The following is a 21522-nucleotide window of genomic DNA, read 5'->3' as shown; positions in this document are numbered from 1 at the left end:
ACAAGGAAAAAAGATGACAGAAGTAAGCGCTCAACAAGATACTACCCATTTTGGCTACCAAACCGTCGCCAAAGAAGAAAAAGTGGCGAAAGTAGCTGAGGTTTTTCACTCAGTAGCTGCAAAATACGACATTATGAATGATTTGATGTCGGGTGGCGTACACCGTCTTTGGAAGCGTTTCACCATTGATTGTAGCGGCGTTCGTCCAGGACAACGTGTGCTTGACCTTGGTGGTGGTACGGGTGACCTAACGGCTAAATTCTCACGCATCGTGGGTGAAAAAGGCCATGTGATCCTCGCTGACATCAACAATTCAATGCTCAATGTTGGTCGCGACAAGCTAAGAGATAGTGGCATTGTGGGCAACGTACATTACGTGCAAGCCAATGCTGAAGAGCTACCATTCCCTGACGATTATTTTGACTGTATCACTATCAGTTTCTGCCTACGTAACGTGACCGACAAAGATAAAGCTCTGCGTTCGATGTTCCGCGTTCTTAAGCCAGGTGGTCGCCTGTTAGTACTAGAGTTTTCTAAGCCAATTCTTGAGCCATTATCAAAAATCTACGACGCCTACTCGTTCCACCTGTTGCCAAAAATGGGTGAGCTGGTAGCCAATGATGCCGAAAGTTATCGCTACCTTGCGGAATCTATTCGCATGCACCCAGACCAAGACACCTTGCAAGGCATGATGGATAACGCTGGGTTTGAAAAGACCAGTTATTACAATCTAACGGGTGGCATAGTGGCGCTGCACCGCGGTTATAAATTCTGAGGTGCTCATGCCATTTGATCCATTAGTGACGGCGGCGATTGAGTCAAGCCTGAACCTTCTTATCCAAGACGACCCAGCATTAGTGCGTCGCCTTGGACGTTTGAAGGGCAAAGTGATTCAAGTTGAGCTGCAAGAGTTTTCAAAAAAACTGACCTTTGTGTTCAGCCAACAAGTTGATGTGTTAGCACAATACGAAGGCAATCCCGATTGCTTTTTGTCGTTGAAACTAGAAACTTTGCCAGCGCTGCGCGATCAGGCCAACATTACCCAATTGATCAAGCAAGATAAACTGGTGCTTGAAGGGGATATTCAGCTGGCTCAAGCGTTTTCCCAATTGCTGGCTGATGCAAAGCCAGATATCGAAGAGTGGCTCTCAAGAGTCACGGGCGATGTGGTAGCGCACACCTTGGTCTCCGGTGCTAAGAATACTGCTCAGTGGGTAAAAAACAGTGCCATGCGTAAGCATAGACACCTTGCGCAAGCGGTGACAGAAGAGTGGCGTCTTGCCCCGCCAGCACTCGAAATTGCTCATTTTTGTGATCAGGTTGATGACTTGCGTAGCCAAGCCAACCAAATCGAAGCTCGTATACAAGCGCTGGTGGAGAAGGTATGACCCCAACCGAACTGCGCCGTTTATACCGCATCACCAAAGTTTTGCTCGAGTATGGTCTGGATGAAATGCTGCCAGAACACCACTTAACTCGTACCCCACTACTGGCTCGCAAGGGTCTGTTTTGGATTCAAAATTGTCATCAAGATAAACCGCTTGGTGAGCGTCTGCGCTTAGCGCTTCAGTCGCTTGGTCCGGTATGGATTAAGTTTGGCCAGATGATGTCGACTCGCCGAGACCTGTTTCCTCCGCATATCGCTGATCAGCTAGCAATGTTGCAAGACCAAGTTGCTCCATTTGATGGCGCACTTGCTAAGCAGCAGATGGAAAAAGCACTAGGCGGAACTCTCGAGACTTGGTTTGACGATTTTGATATCGAGCCGCTTGCATCGGCTTCTATCGCTCAAGTGCATACCGCTACTTTGAAAGAGAACGGTCGAGAAGTGGTGCTTAAGATCATTCGTCCTGACATTAAACCTGTGATCAGTGCAGACCTTAAGTTAATGTATCGCATGGCAAGAATTGTCGCTAAAGCCTTGCCTGAAGCTCGTCGTTTAAAGCCTGTCGAAGTGGTTCGCGAATACGAAAAGACTCTGCTGGATGAGCTGGATTTACGCCGTGAAGCGGCGAATGCGATTCAACTGCGAAGAAACTTTGAAGGCAGCGAAGAGCTTTACGTGCCGGAAGTGATTACCGATCTTAGCTCCGAAGAGTTGATGGTATCGGAGCGAATCTACGGCATACAGGTTTCCGACATTGAAGCGCTCAAAGCCAATGGCACCAATATGAAGCTCTTAGCGGAACGTGGGGTGAGTGTTTTCTTTACCCAAGTATTTCGCGACAGCTTTTTCCATGCAGATATGCATCCGGGTAACGTATTCGTTAAGCCGGAACATCCAGAAAATCCAATGTGGATTGGCTTGGATTGCGGCATTGTCGGCACTTTAAATGGAGAAGATAAGCGCTATCTGGCGGAAAACTTCCTCGCCTTCTTCAACCGTGACTACAACAAAGTGGCGCAGCTTCACGTAGATTCTGGCTGGGTACCAGCAGATACCAATGTGCAGGAATTTGAGTTCGCCATTCGTATGGTGTGTGAGCCCATTTTTGCCAAACCGCTGTGTGAAATTTCATTTGGTCACGTGCTGCTGAATCTGTTCAATACGGCACGCCGTTTCAACATGGAAGTACAGCCACAGCTGGTTCTGTTGCAGAAAACGCTGCTTTACGTTGAAGGCTTAGGTCGACAGTTGTATCCTCAGCTTGATTTATGGGAAACGGCAAAACCTTTCCTAGAGAAATGGATGGCTAATCAAGTCGGCCCGCAAGCGGTGATTAATGCTGTTAAAGATAGAGCGCCATTCTGGGCGGAAAAGCTGCCAGAGTTGCCAGAAATGCTTTACGACAGTCTAAAGCAAGGGCGTAATTTAAATCAGCGCTTGGATAACCTCTATCAAGGTTATCGAGAATCGAAACGCCAACAAGCAACCGCAAGGTTTTTGTTTGGCATCGGCGCCACACTGATTGTGTGCGGTGCCATATTATTTACGACCGGTGATTTAATCGCTGCAAGTGTACCAAGTGGCCTGGGTGTCATATTTTGGTTACTTAGCTGGCGTAAATTAAGCCGTTAATTGCCTATCACGTCATTGTTGATGGCTGGATAAGTGTCTGTAGACCGTTTTTGACGCTATTACTGGCGTTTAATTCACAGTCTTAAGCAGTCAATTGATGTAATGTAACCTAATCGTCATATCCCGAGGAAAGAGAAACACATGGGTGGAATCAGTATTTGGCAACTGTTGATCATTGCCGTTATCGTCATTTTACTATTTGGTACTAAGAAACTTCGCAACATTGGTGGCGATCTTGGCGGTGCAGTAAAAGGCTTCAAGAAAGCGATGAATGAAGACGAATCAGACAAGTCAGATAAGAAAGACGCTGATTTCGAACAAAAGAACATCGAGCAAAAGTCGGCTCAAGCTGAATCGACAGACAGCAAGAAAGACAAAGAGCAGGCGTAAGCTGTGTTTGATATCGGTTTCTGGGAGCTGATCCTGATTTCCGTTGTCGGCTTAGTTGTACTTGGCCCTGAGCGTCTTCCTGTCGCCATTCGTAACGTGTCACGATTTGTTGGGGCGGCGAAAAGCATGGCGAATAATGTGAAGGACGAGCTTTCACATGAGTTGAAAGTGCAAGAGCTGCAAGAAAACCTACGCAAAGCGGAAAAAATGGGCATGGAAGATTTGTCACCTGACTTAAAGGCGTCGGTTGATGAGTTGAAAAAAGCGGCCCAAGACGTGCAGCGTCCGTACGCTAGTAGCGATTCAGAGTCAAACAAGCCTTCTTCAAAGCAAGCTGACTAACCACCTCGTTGAGGTGACAAAGCTTGAGTTAAAAAGCGGCGCATCGTGTGCCGCTTTACATTTGGTTGAGGAACATTATGTCTACTGCAGAGCAGACACAACCACTACTTGCACACCTGATTGAACTGAGAAACCGTCTTCTTAAAGCCTTAGGCGCTGTGATGGTGGTGTTCTTGGCATTGATTTGGTTTTCTGGTGACATCTATGAGTTTGTCTCATCACCATTAATTGAGCGCTTGCCAGAAGGCGCTACCATGATCGCAACAGACGTTGCGTCGCCATTTTTCACCCCATTGAAGCTGACTTTGGTGGCATCGGTGTTTGTGGCGGTGCCAATGATCTTGTACCAAATTTGGGCATTCGTAGCCCCTGGGCTCTACAAGCACGAACGGCGCTTGATCATGCCACTGATGTTCTCAAGCTCACTGTTATTTTACTGCGGTGTGGCATTTGCGTACTTTGTGGTATTTCCACTGGTGTTTAGCTTTTTCACCGCTATCTCTTTAGGTGGCGTTGAATTTGCAACTGATATTTCAAGCTACTTAGATTTTGTACTAGCCCTGTTTATGGCATTTGGTATCGCATTTGAAGTACCCGTCGCCATCATTTTGTTGTGTTGGACTGGTGCGACGGATGTTCAGAGCTTAAAAGCAAAACGTCCATATATTGTCGTGGCGGCTTTTATTGTCGGCATGTTGCTCACGCCTCCAGACATGATTTCGCAAACCTTGCTCGCTATTCCTATGTGCCTACTGTTTGAAGTTGGGCTGTTCTTTGCTCGTTTCTACACTAGGCGAGATCAGGAAGAGCAAGAAGAACAGGAACAAGATTAGAACTAAAAATGGGCACCACAAGGTGCCCATTTTCTATTTAACAGTGATTTCTTGCCCGCAATTTTGACAAATGTAAACTTCTTTAACCCTCAAAAGGCGCTCCCAAAGTGTTCGTTTTCGACGAACCAAGTGGGAGTTGTGCTTGCAGCCGTTCATATGATACCTCTTCAACTCATAGAAAATGATATGCATATTAAACCGTGCTCATAGCAATTTAAAATGAATTTTGTAAAAACCCATTAATTTTTACAATGATTTCATTGGCTTTGTTAGATTTATCAATAGTAACTTAGCTCTCAAATATTAAACAGCTGGCGAGCATTGTAGGTGGTTTTTGCAACTACATCATCGACAGGTACACCTATGTATTCCGCAATTTTTTGTGCCACTAAGCTGACATAAGCAGGTTCATTACGTTTACCGCGATGAGGCACAGGGGCTAGGTAAGGACAGTCGGTCTCCAAGATTAGCCAGTTGATGTCTAGCTCGGGAACTACTTTGTCCATCCCCCCATTTTTGAAGGTAGTGACACCGCCAAGGCCCAAGTGGAACCCAAGTTCAATAATGGCATTCGCTTCCGCTAAGCTGCCGCCAAAGCAGTGAAATACCCCACGTAGCGAGCCGTCTTGAACGGTTTTGAGCAGTGCCAGTGTCTCTTCAATTGAATCACGAGTATGAATAATTACTGGAAGGTCTAGCTCTTTCGCCCACTGCAGCTGAGTGACAAAAGCGTGCTCCTGCTGGGCTTTAAAGGTTTTATCCCAATACAGATCGATACCGATCTCTCCGACAGCGATAAAACTGCCCTGCTCGAACATTGGTCGCAGTTTCGCAAGCACAGTATCCACATCCCCATCGACATAACAAGGATGCAGACCAAGCGTGGAGTGACACAGTTCAGGGTAAGCCGCTTGGGTTGCGAGCATCGGTTCTATCGATTCCAAATCGATATTTGGCATGATGATTTTTTCGATCCCTTGCTGTTTGGCTCTTTGCACCATCTCATCTCGGTCATTATCAAATTCAGCAGCGTAGATATGGGCGTGGGTATCAATCATGGTCAATCTCGGTAATGGGTTGGATGAGTGCACAGTATAACGTGATTCGATGAACATCCTGTAGGTAGAATGTTGCGCCCTAGGGCATTTTTGGTTGCTAGGGCTGTTTGCAACGCAGGGCAGTGGTATAGTCATTGCCAGCATTCCACCGAACAAGGAGAACTGTGTGTCGGTTTCAATTCAGGGGCAATTTCCTGCTCGTCGTATGCGCCGTATGCGTAAACATGACTTCAGCCGCCGTCTCATGGCGGAAAACCAGTTAAGCGTGAATGACCTTATCTACCCGATGTTTATTTTGATGGGTAAAAATCGTCGTGAAACCGTAGACTCGATGCCAGGTATCGAACGTCTTTCTATCGATCTCATGATTGAAGAAGCTCAGCAACTCGCCAAGCTTGGTGTCCCTGCCATTGCGCTATTTCCAGTGGTGAATCAAGACGCCAAAAGTCTGTGCGCCTCAGAAGCCTTCAGCCCTGACGGCTTGGTTCAGCGAGCGGTTATAGAATTAAAGCAGCACGTGCCGGAAATGGGTGTGATCACTGATGTGGCGCTGGACCCGTTCACGACGCATGGCCAAGACGGCATCATTGATGAAGATGGCTACGTGCTTAATGATGAAACGACCGAAGTGCTGATCAAGCAGGCCATTTCTCATGCTGAAGCAGGCGCAGATGTGGTTGCACCATCGGATATGATGGATGGTCGTATTGGCGAAATTCGCAAGGCTTTGGAAGAAGCGGGTCATATCCACACTCAAATCATGGCGTACTCTGCAAAATATGCCTCTCACTATTACGGTCCTTTCCGTTATGCGGTTGGATCAGCGGCGAACCTGAAAGGTGGTGACAAGAAAACCTATCAGATGGACCCAGCCAACAGTGATGAAGCTTTGCATGAAGTCGCCATGGATGTGAATGAAGGTGCGGACATGGTAATGGTAAAACCGGGCATGCCGTATTTAGATGTCGTGCGTCGAGTTAAGCATGAGCTGCAAGTGCCGACGTTTGCTTATCAAGTCTCTGGTGAGTACGCCATGCATAAAGCGGCGATTCAAAATGGTTGGCTGAAAGAGCGTGAAACCGTACTGGAATCTCTGCTGTGTTTTAAACGTGCTGGTGCGGATGGCATTTTGACTTACTTCGCTAAAGACGTTGCGATGTGGCTTGCTGAAGAAGGTGCCGAGCCTTTGGCGAGCGTTGAACAGTCGCAAGACTAAATCCTTATAAGTTCAATGAAAAAGCTGGGTTCGCCCAGCTTTTTGTTTTTATCCAATAGAGAAATAACCATGAAAATTCGAGTCGGGACCTTACAAGAGTGTGTGCAGGTGGTGAATGCTATTCCGGAGTTTGTGACCAAAGAGACTGTCACCAGTTTAGCCAGTCGAATTGAGCGGTTTGACGATGCCTTAGTGTTAGTCGCAGAGCTCGAAGGGGAACTGATTGGCTTTAAAATTGGATATGCTTTAGACAACAATACTTACTACAGTTGGTTTGGCGGTGTGGCTCCAATTGGACGCAAACAGGGTACAGCCCAGGCTTTGCTTGATTACCAAGAACAGTGGGTAATGAAAAGAGGCTATAAAACGCTCAAGGTTAAGTCGCGCAATCAATTTGGCAACATGCTAAGATTTCTTATAAAAAACAGCTACATGATTGATGATTTTGAACCCAAAGTGCCTGAAATTGAATCCAGGATCTGGTTTAAAAAACACCTTCATAAAAATTAAATGAGAAAAATTATCATTTACCTCTTGATCTCTAAGTGAGAATTGTTATTATTTAAGCCGTCTTAGGGAACAAGACAAAAGCCCGCAAGTTTTGCCAAGGCATTTCAAATGGACTTTTGACGAATTCTTGAATGACACGACATTGCTCACATTGCTTCCAGTGTATTTTAGCTTTTCGGCTAACGATATTTTTAATATGGTTGTGCCCACTATGCTAAGCGACATCTTATGATGTCGCTTTTTTTTTGCTTGCAGATTTTTGGGAGCGATGTAAGGTTTCCTTCAATAACTTTTCCACATGGCATGATCTAATTTTGATCAAAGATCATCATGATCTATTTGAGTTAAGTTGCTGTATTTAAATGACTTAAATGTGTGGTGACGTATGAATATTTAATGTGAATTCCCTGTGAATAAGTTTTGCTAACAGAGTTATCCACAGAATTGGTGAGCTAAAAGTGCACAAATGAAGTGCATTTAAGCAGCAATTAATTGCGGAGTTGCTCTATTTATCAGCAACACATTTCCCCAATACCCTAATGGCATTAAAACCATAGACATGGCATCCTTAGCTCAATCAAAAAACAGCCACTGGACCCAATTGACTATGGCAACTATTCCTGAAAATCCGTTAATTCTTATCGACGGCTCATCATATCTATATCGCGCATTCCACGCTTATCCAGGCACTATGAGTAATGGTGAGATCCCGACCAATGCCGTTTATGGTGTTGTGAACATGCTGCGTAGCATGATGCGCCAATTCTCATCAGACCGAATTGCAGTAATTTTCGATGCCAAAGGCAAAACGTTCCGTGACGACATGTACCCAGAGTACAAAGCAAACCGTCCACCAATGCCAGATGATTTACGCTGTCAGATTGAACCGCTACACAACGTGATTAAGGCGATGGGCCTGCCACTTATTTCGATCCCTGGTGTAGAAGCGGATGACGTGATTGGTACGTTAGCGCATCAGGCTTCCCAAGCGGGTATGCCTGTTCTGATCAGTACTGGTGATAAAGATATGGCGCAGCTAGTAGATGATAACGTTACTCTGATCAACACCATGACCAATGTGGTACTAGACCGTGAAGGCGTGATCGAGAAATTCGGTATCCCGCCAGAGCTTATCATCGACTACCTAGCGCTGATGGGCGATAAAGTCGATAACATTCCAGGTGTTCCAGGAGTCGGTGATAAGACGGCAACGGCACTACTACAAGGTATCGGTGGCCTGAAAGATCTTTATGAGCGCCTAGATGACATTGCGCCACTTGGCTTCCGTGGCTCTAAGACCATGGCTAAGAAACTGACCGACAACAAAGAAAACGCAGAACTTTCGTATCAGCTGGCAACCATCAAGCTAGATGTTGAGCTAGAGATGACACCACAAGATCTGGTTAAGCAGCCACCAAACAAAGATGAGCTGATCCAGCACTTTGGCAAGCTAGTGTTTAAATCTTGGCTAAACGAGCTACTTGAAGGTGGCACTGGTGAAGTTGAAGCCGTAGAGCGCTCGGCGGCAGTGAGCAATTCTTCTGCATCTGCAGACGAAATGGACACCAGTGCTATCACTATCGATCGCAGTCAATACGATACGGTACTAGATAAAGAAAGCTTCGCTGAGTGGAAGAAGAAGCTAGAAAAAGCCGAACTTATCGCCTTTGATACTGAAACAGATAGTCTGGATTACATGGTAGCTAACCTTGTGGGTCTCTCGTTTGCAACGGCTGAAGGCGAGGCGGCTTACGTACCTGTTGCCCATGACTACCTAGATGCGCCTGAGCAGCTTGATCGTGATTGGGTACTGGCGGAGCTAAAACCTTTGTTGGAAGATGCCAACAAAGCCAAAGTGGGTCAAAACCTAAAATACGATGCTAGCGTACTGGCTCGTTACGATATCGAGATGCAGGGCATTGCTCATGACACCATGCTGGCGTCATACGTCTACAACAGCGTGGGCGGCAAGCACGATATGGATAGCCTCGCACTACGCTTCCTCCAACATAGCTGCATCTCATTTGAGACCATTGCAGGTAAAGGTAAGAAGGCTCTGACTTTCAACCAGATCGAACTAGAAGAAGCGTCACCTTATGCGGCAGAAGATGCCGATGTCACACTGCGTCTGCATAACCGCATCTTCGGTCAGATCGAATCTGATGACAAACTAAAGTCGATTTACCAAGATATCGAAGTGCCACTGATCCCTGTGCTTTCTCGCATGGAGCGCAACGGGGTATTGGTTGACGAGTTTATGCTTGCTAACCAATCTCAAGAGATCGCCGTTCGTCTTGATGAACTGGAACAAAAAGCATTTGAAGTCGCTGGCGAAGAGTTCAACTTAGCCTCGCCAAAACAGCTGCAAGCGATCCTGTTTGAAAAGATGGGGCTGCCAGTGGTGAAGAAGACACCATCAGGTGCTCCATCAACCAATGAAGAGGTGCTGCAAGAACTGGCGCTGGATTACCCACTGCCAAAACTTATCCTTGAGTACCGCAGCCTAGCTAAGCTGAAAACCACTTACACCGATAAGTTGCCGAAGATGATCAATGCGCAGACGGGTCGTGTTCACACTTCATACCATCAAGCGGTAGCAGCAACGGGCCGTCTATCATCGACCGATCCAAACCTGCAGAACATTCCAATCCGTAACGAAGAAGGCCGTCGTATCCGTCAGGCATTTATTGCGCCTCATGGTAAGAAAATCTTGGCGGTCGATTACTCTCAGATTGAGCTGCGTATCATGGCGCACCTATCAGGAGATAAAGCGCTATTAGATGCCTTTGCTCACGGCAAAGATATCCACGCAGCAACGGCTGCTGAGGTAATGGGCGTTGATATCTCAGAGGTAAGCTCAGAGCAGCGTCGTCGTGCTAAGGCAATCAACTTTGGCCTTATCTATGGTATGAGTGCCTTTGGTCTTGCCAAGCAGTTAGGCATTCCACGTGGCGAAGCACAAAATTACATGGATACCTACTTTGAGCGCTATCCGGGCGTGATGCAGTACATGGAAGATACCCGAAGCACTGCATCCGAGCTGGGCTATGTTGAGACCATCTTTGGTCGTCGTCTGCATCTGCCAGAGATCAAATCTCGAAACGGCATGCGTCGTAAAGCGGCAGAGCGTGCTGCGATTAACGCCCCAATGCAAGGCACAGCGGCAGATATCATCAAGAAAGCGATGCTGCTGGTGGATGAATGGATTGAAGCCGAAGGCAATGGCCGAGTGACACTATTAATGCAAGTACACGATGAATTGGTTCTTGAGGTAGATGAAGACGCGTTGGCTGAAGTTGAAAGTAAAGTACAAAAACTGATGGAATCTGCGGCAACGCTTGATGTGCCATTGGTCGCAGAAGCGGGTCATGGTGATAACTGGGATCAGGCACACTAAACATTTTTTGCCCAAAAACAGCTAAATGACATGAGCCAGCGCACACGCTGGCTTTTTTTTAATGTTAATAAAGTGGTTGTAATCATTCACCAAAACGTCAGTAATAAAATTTTAATGAAAAAAAACTACGAAAATAGTTTCCATTTCTGAGCAATTGTTGTACATTATCTCTCGTAGGGTACAGAGGTAAGATGTTCTATCTTTCAGACCTTTTGTTTCACGTTATTGGATTAGGCTGATTCAGCCGCCCCAGTCAGTTTTTGACTGGGGCGTTTTTTATTGTGCCAAAACAAAAACTTACAGCACCTTTTCTTGATGTTTTCTTTTCGCATCGAGCATATTTCTTCCTATCAAAACTGCCTTTAGCAATAAAATATTCCAAGCTATGCATCTCAGCTATCGATTTCACGTTTGATTAATCTGTTATAAAAATCCGTCAGAACAAAAACATACTTTTTGTAGTGAATTAAGCGGAAGTGACGTTACCGAAGTGTTCAAGAAAGGAGATTTTGGCCTAGATAGCTGATGATTTAGGGGTTACGTAGCAAGAATTGAACAAAAAATAGTAGAAATGGCTTGAGTTTTGGGGGCGCTTATTTAATGCTTTTTAGCATAATAATAATACCTCCTATTTCTCTCCCGTTGCCCCACCCAAGAGGTGGGGACTTTATTGGCATTGAAAGCCAATTACGAGAGGAGAGGGTGGCTACCATGTGCCACAAGCGAAAGTTACTCGCCTTCGTTTCCTTCTGACTCTTCTGCATCCCACTCTAGAGCAGGTGCGAACCAAGAATCCAGTTTAGCGCGTAGCTGATCGACACCGATGCCTTTCAGTGAAGAGAATACGTCCACTTCAACTTCGCCACCAAAACCAACCGCCATTTTACGAATTTTCAGTAATTCAGCTTTGCGAGCACCACTTTTCAATTTATCTGCTTTGGTTAGCAGGACTTGTACTGGAATGCCCGATTCAACCGCCCAGAAAATCAGTTGCTGGTCGAGATCTTTCATTGGGTGGCGAATATCCATTAATACCACCAAACCACGCAGAGATTCGCGCTTTTGTAGGTATTCACCTAGAGATTTCTGCCACTTCTTCTTCATTTCAAGCGGAACCTGGGCAAAACCATAACCCGGTAGATCAACGATGTGACAGTAATCGCGAACCTTGAATAGGTTAATTAGCTGAGTACGACCCGGAGTCTTACTGGTTTTGGCTAAACTTTTTTGGTTTGTCAGTCGGTTAAGTGCGCTCGACTTGCCTGCGTTGGAGCGTCCAGCAAACGCAACTTCGATACCCACATCCTCTGGCATATGGCGAATATCGGGTGCACTCGTTATAAAATGCGTATTTTGGTAATGAATTTTTACGCTCACTGTTAACTCCATCTCGTCTTTGTGTAGTCGATTGATTACTTTTTCGTTAATTTGTGTAAAATAACCGTGATCGGTATAAGGTCGTCTATTGTACCATGAGCACCCACAATACGTGGTACTGGAAGCTTGATAATTATAATGGAATGTCATGAAGAAATTAGCGCTAATCTTGAGTTTATTGGCCAGCTGCACTGCGTGGGCTCAAGGTAATATAGAAGCTGGCAAGGCAAAATCAGCCACATGTGCTGCCTGTCATAACGCAGATGGCAACAGTCTAATCACTACTTATCCTAAGTTGGCGGGTCAACACGCTAAATACACGGAAAAGCAGCTAAAAGATCTCAAACTTGGTGGTGAAACAATGGGTAAGCAAGGTCGTTATGATCCTGTAATGAGCCCAATGGCGATGCCACTTTCTGACCAAGATATTGCCGACTTAGCGGCATACTATGCTTCACTACCAATTTCTGAAAACTCAACGCCAGAAGATGTAGTAGCACAAGGCAAAATTTTGTACCAAGCAGGGGATATGGAGCGTGGTTTAACCGCGTGTATCGCTTGTCACGGTCCTCGTGGTAACGGTACAGAGCTTTCAGGTTTCCCGAAAATTTCTGGTCAACACGCTGACTACGTTAAAGCGCAACTGCTTAAGTTCCGCGACGCTGAACGTAACAATGATATGAACGCCATGATGCGTGATATCGCAATGAAGATGACAGACAACGATATCGAAGTAATTTCAAAGTACGTTGGTGGTCTTCACTAAATTTTTATACCGATCAGCCCAAGATAAAGAGAGGCGACAGCAATAGCTGTCGCTTTTTGTCTTTTTGAAGAAAAAAGTGCTCAATAAAACTCCACTCTGTTATCACTTTCTGGTATGTTGCGCATCCCTGATGGAGGAAGGCCAATAATGCACTCTTGTCCACTTTGTGAACATACTTCGACACACCACTTTTATGAAGATTCTCATCGAGAGTATCTGCAGTGTCCTAGATGTGAACTCGTGTTCGTCAACCCAAATGATAGGTTGGATGCGAAGCGCGAGAAAGCCTTCTATGATCTCCATGAGAATGATCCAAATGATGCTGGATACCGTAGTTTTTTAAGCCGTATGTCAACACCAATGTTGGAGCGTATTGCACCTAACAGTTTGGGGCTGGATTTTGGTTGTGGCCCTGGTCCAACACTATCCTTGATGCTTGAAGAAAACGGACATGTAATGTCTTTATATGACCTTTACTATTATCCAGATCGATCAGTACTTGAGAGACAGTATGATTTTATGACTGCCACGGAAGTGATTGAACATTTGTTCGATCCAAAATCTGTATGGCAGCAATGGTTAAAATTAGTGAAACCAGGTGGTTGGATTGGCGTAATGACCAAGATGGTTAAAGACGCAGAAGCCTTTGCCACTTGGCACTATAAAAATGACCTTACCCATGTGAGCTTTTTTAGCCAGAATACCTTTTGCTATCTGGCCGATAGGGACGGACTCCAGCTCGAATTTATTGGCAAAGATGTAATTTTACTGAGGAAACCCGGTAATGAGTCGTAGTAAGAAATCTAGAAAACCTGGCGCTGCTGGCGCACCAGAATTTGTTGTAACCCGAAACCGCACCCAATCAGACGTTGATGGTCGCTTGCGTAAGCGTGCTAAAAAACGCAAAGGTTTGAAGTCTGGTAGTCGTCACTCTGAAGGTGAGAGCACCAATCAAACTCATGGTGGCAAAGCGAAAGACCCTCGCTTAGGCAGCAAGAAAAAAATTCCACTGATCATTGAGCCAGTGAAGAAGCAAACTAAAGCAGAACGCCGTTTAAGCGCCGAGCAAGAATTGGCGATGCTAGAAAATGACACCCAGCTTAATGTGTTGCTAGACCGTCTAGAGTCAGGTGAAAACCTTGGTGCTGGTCTTCAGAAATACGTCGATGAGAAACTTGATCGCATTGAAGTGTTGATGAAACAGCTTGGAATCTACGAAGACGAGTCATCTCAAGATTCAGAACCTGCAATCAGCAGCATCAGTGATGAAGATCTGCTTGGCGAGTTCGATGACTTTGATATGGATGAATTTAAGGACTAAGAAATATGGATGTTGTCGTACTGCTAGCGATTGGTGGCGTGATCATCTTAGGTTTAGCGACTTACGCTGGCTACTTGTTGTTGCAGTTGAAGAAGCAAAAAGCCCTTCAAGAGCAACACCAGCAGTTGGCGATTGAAAAACGCAACGCCAATATCTTTGAGAATGTCGACTTGCTTTGCATGGCGGCGATTCAAGGTCAGTGCGACTTATCCGAAATCAGTATCCGCGTGTATTGCATCTTGGATTATATCCAAGGTGAACAGCGCATCGATGTGGATACTGATTTTCCTGCCTTGAGTGAGCTTTACCACACGGTAAAAGACATGGCTCGTGGTGATGACCGCCAGCAGTTACCTAAGCAAGACCGCATGCGTCAAAACCTTGAGCGTCAAAAAGCAGAAGCGAAAGTGGCGGATGCCATGATCGAAGAGCTGAAAACGCTGCAGCAGCGTGTCAAACCCCTCAATAGTCAAATCTCAATCGCACAGGTTTCTTAACCCAATCTGTATGCCTAAAGCCAATCGGACACGCATCGATTGGCTTTATCAGTGATCCAGCCAACAAATTCGGATTTTTTTCCAATAAATTTTCCACCATTTTCTGTAGGCCAAAAGTGCCTATGGCAAAATAGCGCCAGCATTTAAATATCGGAAGTACCAACATGTCGAGTGAGCAAATAGTTTGGGATCAGGCTATCTTAGAAAAGTATAACTACTCTGGCCCAAGATACACCTCTTACCCAACGGCGGTAGAGTTTCACGAAGCTTATACCATCGCTGAGCTAGACATGGACTGTACTCGTTATCCTGAGCGTCCACTGTCGCTGTACATTCACATCCCATTTTGTCACAAGCTTTGTTACTACTGTGGCTGTAACAAGGTGATCACTCGCCACCATCATAAGGCAGACGAGTATCTAGATGTGCTCGAACACGAGATTCGTCAGCGTGCAGCGTTGCTTAACCAACGTGAAGTGACTCAGTTACATTTTGGTGGCGGTACACCGACTTTCCTAACCGATACTCAAATCACTCGAGTGATGGACTTGGTGCGTGAAGAGTTCCGCTTTAGTGATGATGCAGAGATCAGTATCGAAGTTGACCCGCGTGAGATCGAATTGGACATGCTTGACCATTTGCGCAGCGAAGGGTTTAACCGCTTGAGCATCGGAGTTCAGGACTTCGATAAAGAAGTTCAACGTCTAGTGAACCGTGAGCAGGATGAGCAGTTCATCTTCGATATGGTGGCACGAGCAAAAGCGCTGGGTTTTCGCTCAACCAACTTAGACTTGATTTACGGCCTGCCAAAACAGACCAAAGAGAGCTTTGCTAAAACTCTTGAGCAAGTGCTTGAGATGCGCCCAGGTCGCTTGTCGGTGTTTAACTACGCCCACATGCCGCAACTGTTTGCTGCACAACGTAAGATCAAAGATGAAGACCTGCCAGTTGCAGAAGAGAAGATGGCAATCTTACAAGACACCATCGCTCGTCTGACAGGGGCGGGTTATCAGTTCATCGGTATGGACCACTTTGCTCTACCCGATGATGAGCTGGCTGTCGCACAGCGCAATGGAGTATTGCACCGTAATTTCCAAGGTTACACCACTCAAGGGGAGTGTGACCTGATTGGTTTTGGTGTGTCGTCGATCTCTATGGTGGGTGACAGCTATGCACAGAACCAAAAAGAGCTGAAGAAGTACTACGCACAAGTGAATGAGATGCGCCACGCCTTGTGGAAAGGGGTGTCGCTAGACCAAGATGACTTGCTGCGTCGTGAAGTGATCAAACAGCTTATTTGTAACTTCAAGCTCGATACTCACCAGATTGAAACGCAATTCAGTGTTGGCTTTAAGCGCTACTTTAAAGAAGATTTGGAATTGCTTCAGACTTTCATTGACGATGAGTTAGTGACATACGATGGCAAGATGATTGAGGTAACACTTAGAGGTCGTCTGCTGATCCGTAATATCTGTATGTGTTTTGATAAGTACCTGCGTCAAAGGGCTAGGCAGCAGCAGTTTTCTAGGGTGATTTAAAGATGGTTAAAGGGGACGCTGGCGCTAACGGCTAACGGACGCTTCGCTAACGGTATATACAAAAACCGCCGACTCATTGAGTCGGCGGTTTCGTATTCAAAAGCTAAAAACCTTACACTCGGTCTTTCACTTTCTCTTTCAATTCATTTTTCTCAGCATCAGACAAGAATGCTAATTCAAGGCCGTTGATTTGTGCGCGGCGGATTTGTTCTTGAGTTAGGCCAGCTTGTGGTGCGGCGACTTCGTACTCGTGAGGGAGTTCAATGCCTTCAACAGCTGGGTCATCGGTGTTTAGACACGCCATCACGCCGTGGTCGAGGAACTGTTTGATTGGGTGGTTTTCTAGCGAATCAACGGTACTTGTCTGGAAGTTAGACGTTAGGCACGATTCGATTCCAATGCGGTTCTGTGCAAGGTAGTCCATCAGTTTCGGGTCATGAATCGCTTTAACACCATGGCCAATACGTACTGCGCCAAGGTCATTAATGGCTTGCCACATGCTTTCAGCACCAGCAGCTTCGCCAGCGTGAATCGTCACTTGAAGACCTGCATCACGCACTTGCTTGAAGTGAGATACAAAGCGATCGCCCGGTTGGCCGAGTTCATCACCTGCAAGGTCGATAGCGACGAGGTGGTCTTTTTGGCTCAGTAGGCCGTCCAGTTCTTGTTGACACGCGTCCTGGCCAAAGGTACGGCTCATGATGCCAATTAGGTTGGCTTTGATGCCAAAGTCACGCACACCAGCTTGTACGCCGTCTACGACCGCTTCTACCACACCAGCCACAGGCAGGTTGTGTTTCATTGCCATGTAGTAAGGCGAAAAACGCAATTCGGCATAGTCGATTTGAGCGTTAAGTGCATCTTCAACGTTCTCATAAGCTACGCGGCGGCAAGCATCTAAGTCGCCAAGGACCGCAACACCCCAGTCAAGTTTGGATAGAAAAGCGACCAGTGATGGTTCAGCTTCAACAATCTGCACATGTGGGCGTAAGCTTTCTAGATCGTAAGCGGGAAGGGCGATGCCGAATTTTTTGCCGAGATCGAGAATGGTTTCACTGCGGATATTGCCATCAAGGTGACGGTGAAGATCCGTGAGGGGCAGATTTTTGGTGATCATTATAACTATCCTGAACGATTGGATTTCCGATGATAGATCTCAGTATAAAAATGATTACCAATTATGTCAGTAATGAGTCGGCATAAAATCAACGCATTATGCCGAATCTCTCCGCATGTTAACTAAATTTGTTGGCCAGTCCGCAAAAGGCATGGGGTGGCTAAACAAGTAACCTTGGGCTTGTGGGCAGCCGAGTTGACGCAGCAAATCGGCCTGTTCGCTGGTCTCAACACCTTCTGCGACTAAGTTAGATTTGAAGCCCTCAGCCATGTTGACGATAGCTGCCACGATGGAAGTATCAATATTCTCTTGGCGCATTTGGTCGACAAACGAGCGATCAATCTTGAGGCAATCAAAGGGCAGTTTGTGCAGGTAAGCCAATGATGAATAGCCTGTACCAAAATCGTCAATGGCGATCTTGATGCCAAGTTGCTTAATCGCTTGCATGTTTTTGAGAATAATAGGGTCGTTGTCAACAATGCGAGATTCCGTCAGCTCTAGGGTCAAGTTTTCAGCGGGTAGCTGGGTATCTTGCAAAATGGTCTTTAACTCACTGATGAAGTCGGTGTGAGAAAGCTGGTTCACTGACAGGTTAACGTGAATGCTGAAATCTTGAGGCCACTGACCACTGTGGATCGCAAGTGCGGTGTCGGTACAAGATTTTAGCAGTATCTGAGCGCCAATTTCGCCGATAAGGCCGCTCTCTTCGGCCACCGGAATAAATTCAAATGGTGGGATCACGCCTTTTTCTGCGGACACCCAACGCGCTAGTGCTTCTGCGCCAATCACTTCCCCTGACTCTAGGTCGATGATTGGTTGGTAGAAAGGCACAAACTCACTGGCGGCAATCGCTTGGTTGAGTTCGGCGAGGATTTGCGTCTTCTTACGTGACTTATCTGCCATCTCAGGGCGATAAACCACGGTTCTTAATGGCTCTTGTTTAGCATGGCTTAAGGCAATACTGGCATTACGTAGCCAAGTACTCATATTAGCGCTTGAGTCCGTTTCAACCATGCCAATTGAAATACTCACTACGACGGTGTCGTCGCCCATTTGGAATGGGGCATTAAAAGAGGTTTTGATTCGGTTGGCGAGCACTTCAATCTCTTCATGCTGATGCTCGCATGGCAAAAACACGGCAAACTCATCACCCGCCACTCTGGCTAACATGGCACCTTCTGGCGATTGCAGCTTCAAGCGTTCTGACATGATCACCAACAGTTGGTCTCCACTGTAGTGACCTAGGCTATCGTTGATTTCGCGAAAACGATCGATGCCGAGTAGGATCAAGGAACCTTTGTCCAGCGAGCGCAGTTTGCAGCTGGCTTCAATCAAGCCTTGGCGGCTGTAGAGTTGGGTTAGAGAGTCAAACACCAGCTGTGAGCGAAGTGCGTCAAAGGAGTGCTTGAGGTTAGCAGCCATATTGTTAAATGCCGAGACCAGCATACTGGTTTCGAAGATGTTGCCTGGCTCTGGCATCGGGCTGTTCCAGTCCCCTTTAGCTAACTCTTTTGCAGCATTTGCAGTACTGGTGATTGGGCGGGTGATGCGGTTAAACGCCAGCATTCCAAATAACAACCCAACCAGTGCCACGGCAATCGCTATTAATAACCCTTGGCGCTGTTGCGTCGGTAATTCGCCAAGCAGGTCTCGCTCTGAGATGGTCACCATGATGTACCAATCGAGGCCATAGTGACCCTGAAAGCGCGATAGCTTGTTAAAGTAGCGCTCACCCTCTAGCTCAAACTCAAAGTTGAAGTTAGCGTAAGGGTCGCCAAGGCGTGCAAAGTCGATGAACTCAGCACTTTTGGCAATGACTTGGTTATTGTTTTCGCTGGCCAGCAAGCGCATGCCTTTGCTGGACTCTTTAGTACCTAACGAAACCACGCCTTCGGGCTCAGAGTGTGCGACTAAGCGTTTGTCTCGGTCAAAGATGTACATAGCGGCGGTGGTACGTGCTTTTTGCTGTCTTAGGAAGCTATTGAAAGTATTGATGCGAATATCCGACACCATTACACCGAGCAAGCCCTCGTTGCCCATTACAGGGTGAATAGCTGATAGGGTAATTTCTTGGCGTTCATCGGCATTGGCGTAAATCTGTGACCAAGAAGGCTGAAGTGACTCGGCGGCAGGAATGTACCAAGGGCGCTGGCGCGGGTCGTAGTTTTGAAAGCGCGAACGAATGCCTGATTGTGCGTCATCGCCTTGATATATGATCAATTCATTTTGGGTGCGGCTATCTTGCAGCATCAAGGTGAAGCTGTCGTTGTTCTCACGGCGAAAACCAATAAATTCTCCTTCCTTGCCACCAAAGCCAATCACATCAAGGTGTTCTATGTATGGTGATAGGTGGGAAAAGCTCATCGAAAGGTAGTCTTCGATGGCTTGCATTTGGTTTTCTTCGTACAGATCACTGAACTCCACGGTGCGAGTGAAGGTCATGTTGGCTCGAAATGGCTCTTCAAGAAAAGCACTGAGACGGGTTTTGATGTTCTCAGTAAAAGAGACTAGCTGCTTATGGCTGATTTTCTCAACCATGTTTTCATAGCTGGAGTACTGAACGCTAGCCACCACACCAAACGTCACCAAAAATACGATGACGAAAGGTAAGATAACGGCGCTACGTAGTGTTAATTTATTGGGTGCCATCGCTGTTGTTTGCTTACTCGGTTGATTACATCTCTAAGCCGTGTTTACTGCGAGGCACTTTTGACTAGTGTATATCTAGTTCTTTTAACTTCCTCGTTAAGGTGTTGCGTCCCCAGCCTAACAGTTTGGCAGCATCTTGTTTGTGGCCATTGGTATGGCGTAGTGCTGTTGTTAATAGTATACGTTCAAATTCTGGGAGTGCATAAGAAAGCAACTCACACTCACCGTCTGTTAATGCCTTGGTTGCCCACTCTTCAAGCTGAGCTTGCCAGCTAATTTGCCCTTCGCTGGAAGCTTTAGGGCTACCGGTGGTCAAAAGCTCTCTAGGCAGATCGCTCGGCAGAACTTCATTACCACTGGCCATGACGGTCAGCCAGCGACAGACGTTTTCCAATTGACGTACGTTACCGGGCCAATCAAGCTGATTTAGCTGAGTGACCGTGGTTGGATGGAGGGTTTTCATCTCCACACCTAGTTCATTAGCGGCCAACCGTAAAAAATGTTGAGTTAATTTTTCGATGTCTTGTTTTCGCTCACGCAGTGATGGGATGTGAACGCGAATAACATTAAGACGGTGGAACAAATCTTCACGGAAATCGCCATCAGCGACTCGTTGCTCGAGATCTTGGTGCGTTGCTGCCACAATCCGTACATCGACATTGATCGGAGAATGACCACCGACACGATAGAATTGTCCATCTGACAAAACACGCAACAAGCGAGTTTGAATATCGAGGGGCATATCACCGATTTCATCCAAAAACAGGGTGCCGCCATTGGCCTGTTCAAAGCGACCTTGTCTGACCGAGTTGGCGCCAGTAAACGCTCCTTTCTCGTGGCCAAACAGTTCAGATTCGATCAAATCTTTTGGAATCGCCGCCATATTCAGGGCGATAAATGGATTTTTTGCTCGCGGACTGTGGCGGTGCAGGGCTTGAGCAACCAGCTCTTTACCTGTGCCTGATTCACCATTGATGAGCACTGAAATTGACGAACGCGATAGTCGGCCTATGGCACGAAACACTTCTTGCATTGCGGGGGCTTCACCAATAATTTCTGGTGCATTCGCCGACAGTGACTCGTCGCTAGATTTTTGTTTGCGCTGCTCAAAGCTGTGGGTCAGGGCACGCTCAACCAGTCCCAAGGTTTCATCGATATCAAATGGCTTAGGCAGATATTCGAAAGCACCTTCGTGATAAGCGTTTACTGCAGCATCAAGATCCGAATGCGCTGTCATGATGATGATGGGTAAGTCAGGATATTGCTGGTGGACCTGTTTAAGCAGGGTTAGGCCATCCATGCCCGGCATGCGAATGTCCGACACTAGTACGTCAGGTGCCTGACGTTGCAGTGCCTGCAATACACTCTCTGCATCAGCATAAGTTTCACATTGGATCTGGGCGGATGACAGAGTTTTCTCCATCACCCAACGAATTGAGCTATCGTCATCAACGACCCAAACGTACCCTCTACTCATAATCAGTTTCCTTGC

The 21522-nt window shown here is 46.5% G+C and carries 20 protein-coding genes; 15 read left to right on the top strand and 5 right to left on the bottom strand.

Translation table 11 applies throughout. From position 1 onward, the window contains the following. The first annotated feature begins 13 nt into the window (after positions 1-13). The 6 genes from ubiE to tatC all read left to right on the top strand — a co-directional run bounded on the left by ubiE (position 14) and on the right by tatC (position 4584). Complete coding sequence (gene ubiE / locus J4N39_RS14395) at positions 14-775, top strand: bifunctional demethylmenaquinone methyltransferase/2-methoxy-6-polyprenyl-1,4-benzoquinol methylase UbiE (RefSeq protein ID WP_252020661.1); 762 nt, start codon at positions 14-16, stop codon at positions 773-775. Positions 776-782: 7 nt separating this feature from the next. Next, positions 783-1388, top strand: a complete 606-nt coding sequence (locus tag J4N39_RS14390; RefSeq protein ID WP_252020659.1) for a ubiquinone biosynthesis accessory factor UbiJ — start codon at positions 783-785, stop codon at positions 1386-1388. Continuing rightward, positions 1385-3019, top strand: a complete 1635-nt coding sequence (gene ubiB / locus J4N39_RS14385) for a ubiquinone biosynthesis regulatory protein kinase UbiB (RefSeq protein WP_252020657.1) — start codon at positions 1385-1387, stop codon at positions 3017-3019. The genes J4N39_RS14390 and ubiB overlap by 4 nt, the downstream gene beginning before the upstream one ends. Before the next feature lie 141 nt (positions 3020-3160). Continuing rightward, on the top strand, positions 3161-3409 hold the full coding sequence (gene tatA, locus J4N39_RS14380) for a Sec-independent protein translocase subunit TatA (protein WP_252020655.1): 249 nt from the start codon (positions 3161-3163) through the stop codon (positions 3407-3409). 3 nt (positions 3410-3412) lie between these two features. Further along, positions 3413-3751, top strand: a complete 339-nt coding sequence (gene tatB, locus J4N39_RS14375; RefSeq protein ID WP_252020652.1) for a Sec-independent protein translocase protein TatB — start codon at positions 3413-3415, stop codon at positions 3749-3751. Positions 3752-3828: 77 nt separating this feature from the next. Beyond that, the gene (tatC, locus tag J4N39_RS14370) at positions 3829-4584 is read left to right on the top strand and encodes a twin-arginine translocase subunit TatC (protein WP_252020650.1); all 756 of its coding nucleotides are present in this window, start codon (positions 3829-3831) and stop codon (positions 4582-4584) included. A 296-nt stretch (positions 4585-4880) separates the two neighbouring features. Here tatC and J4N39_RS14365 read toward each other — a convergent pair whose 3' ends face one another. After that, entirely contained in the window at positions 4881-5642 is a 762-nt protein-coding gene (locus J4N39_RS14365) for a TatD family hydrolase (RefSeq protein WP_252020648.1), read from the bottom strand. A gap of 166 nt (positions 5643-5808) precedes the next feature. Here J4N39_RS14365 and hemB point away from each other — a divergent pair, with 166 nt between their 5' ends. The 4 genes from hemB (at position 5809) to spfP (ending at position 11004) form a co-directional block, all read left to right on the top strand. Further along, positions 5809-6858, top strand: a complete 1050-nt coding sequence (gene hemB / locus J4N39_RS14360; protein ID WP_252020646.1) for a porphobilinogen synthase — start codon at positions 5809-5811, stop codon at positions 6856-6858. A gap of 69 nt (positions 6859-6927) precedes the next feature. After that, entirely contained in the window at positions 6928-7368 is a 441-nt protein-coding gene (locus J4N39_RS14355; RefSeq protein ID WP_503063941.1) for a GNAT family N-acetyltransferase, read from the top strand. A gap of 607 nt (positions 7369-7975) precedes the next feature. Further along, positions 7976-10765 (top strand): DNA polymerase I, encoded by a 2790-nt coding sequence (polA, locus tag J4N39_RS14350; protein ID WP_252020641.1) that lies wholly within the window; start codon positions 7976-7978, stop codon positions 10763-10765. Between the two features lie 191 nt (positions 10766-10956). Beyond that, entirely contained in the window at positions 10957-11004 is a 48-nt protein-coding gene (gene spfP, locus J4N39_RS23055) for a small protein SpfP (protein WP_438356636.1), read from the top strand. A 490-nt stretch (positions 11005-11494) separates the two neighbouring features. On the opposite strand, the gene yihA is transcribed toward spfP, so the two are convergent. After that, positions 11495-12154 (bottom strand): ribosome biogenesis GTP-binding protein YihA/YsxC, encoded by a 660-nt coding sequence (gene yihA, locus J4N39_RS14345; protein WP_252020639.1) that lies wholly within the window; start codon positions 12152-12154, stop codon positions 11495-11497. 136 nt (positions 12155-12290) lie between these two features. Between yihA and J4N39_RS14340 the strand changes: the two genes are divergently transcribed. From J4N39_RS14340 to hemN, 5 genes are all read left to right on the top strand, one after another. Then, positions 12291-12908, top strand: coding sequence for a c-type cytochrome (locus tag J4N39_RS14340; RefSeq protein WP_252020637.1), 618 nt, complete (start codon positions 12291-12293; stop codon positions 12906-12908). Between the two features lie 147 nt (positions 12909-13055). Further along, complete coding sequence (locus tag J4N39_RS14335; protein WP_252020635.1) at positions 13056-13703, top strand: class I SAM-dependent methyltransferase; 648 nt, start codon at positions 13056-13058, stop codon at positions 13701-13703. Further along, entirely contained in the window at positions 13693-14229 is a 537-nt protein-coding gene (gene yihI / locus J4N39_RS14330) for a Der GTPase-activating protein YihI (protein WP_252020633.1), read from the top strand. The genes J4N39_RS14335 and yihI overlap by 11 nt, the downstream gene beginning before the upstream one ends. Positions 14230-14234: 5 nt before the next feature. Beyond that, positions 14235-14726: a DUF2489 domain-containing protein gene (locus tag J4N39_RS14325; RefSeq protein WP_252020631.1), complete on the top strand. Its 492-nt coding sequence runs from the start codon at positions 14235-14237 to the stop codon at positions 14724-14726. A 164-nt stretch (positions 14727-14890) separates the two neighbouring features. Next, positions 14891-16264 (top strand): oxygen-independent coproporphyrinogen III oxidase, encoded by a 1374-nt coding sequence (gene hemN, locus J4N39_RS14320; RefSeq protein ID WP_252020628.1) that lies wholly within the window; start codon positions 14891-14893, stop codon positions 16262-16264. A 112-nt stretch (positions 16265-16376) separates the two neighbouring features. Here hemN and add read toward each other — a convergent pair whose 3' ends face one another. The 3 genes from add to glnG all read right to left on the bottom strand — a co-directional run bounded on the left by add (position 16377) and on the right by glnG (position 21507). Then, the gene (gene add, locus J4N39_RS14315; protein ID WP_252020626.1) at positions 16377-17381 is read right to left on the bottom strand and encodes an adenosine deaminase; all 1005 of its coding nucleotides are present in this window, start codon (positions 17379-17381) and stop codon (positions 16377-16379) included. A 96-nt stretch (positions 17382-17477) separates the two neighbouring features. Beyond that, positions 17478-20030, bottom strand: a complete 2553-nt coding sequence (gepA, locus tag J4N39_RS14310) for a phosphodiesterase GepA (RefSeq protein ID WP_252020624.1) — start codon at positions 20028-20030, stop codon at positions 17478-17480. 64 nt (positions 20031-20094) lie between these two features. Beyond that, positions 20095-21507, bottom strand: coding sequence for a nitrogen regulation protein NR(I) (glnG, locus tag J4N39_RS14305; protein WP_252020622.1), 1413 nt, complete (start codon positions 21505-21507; stop codon positions 20095-20097). Between the last annotated feature and the right edge of the window lie 15 nt (positions 21508-21522).

This window comes from Vibrio sp. SCSIO 43136, from assembly GCF_023716565.1.
Taxonomy (GTDB): domain Bacteria; phylum Pseudomonadota; class Gammaproteobacteria; order Enterobacterales; family Vibrionaceae; genus Vibrio.
Note: the sequence above shows the minus strand (reverse complement) of the source record. Positions and strands in the feature narration are given on the sequence as shown.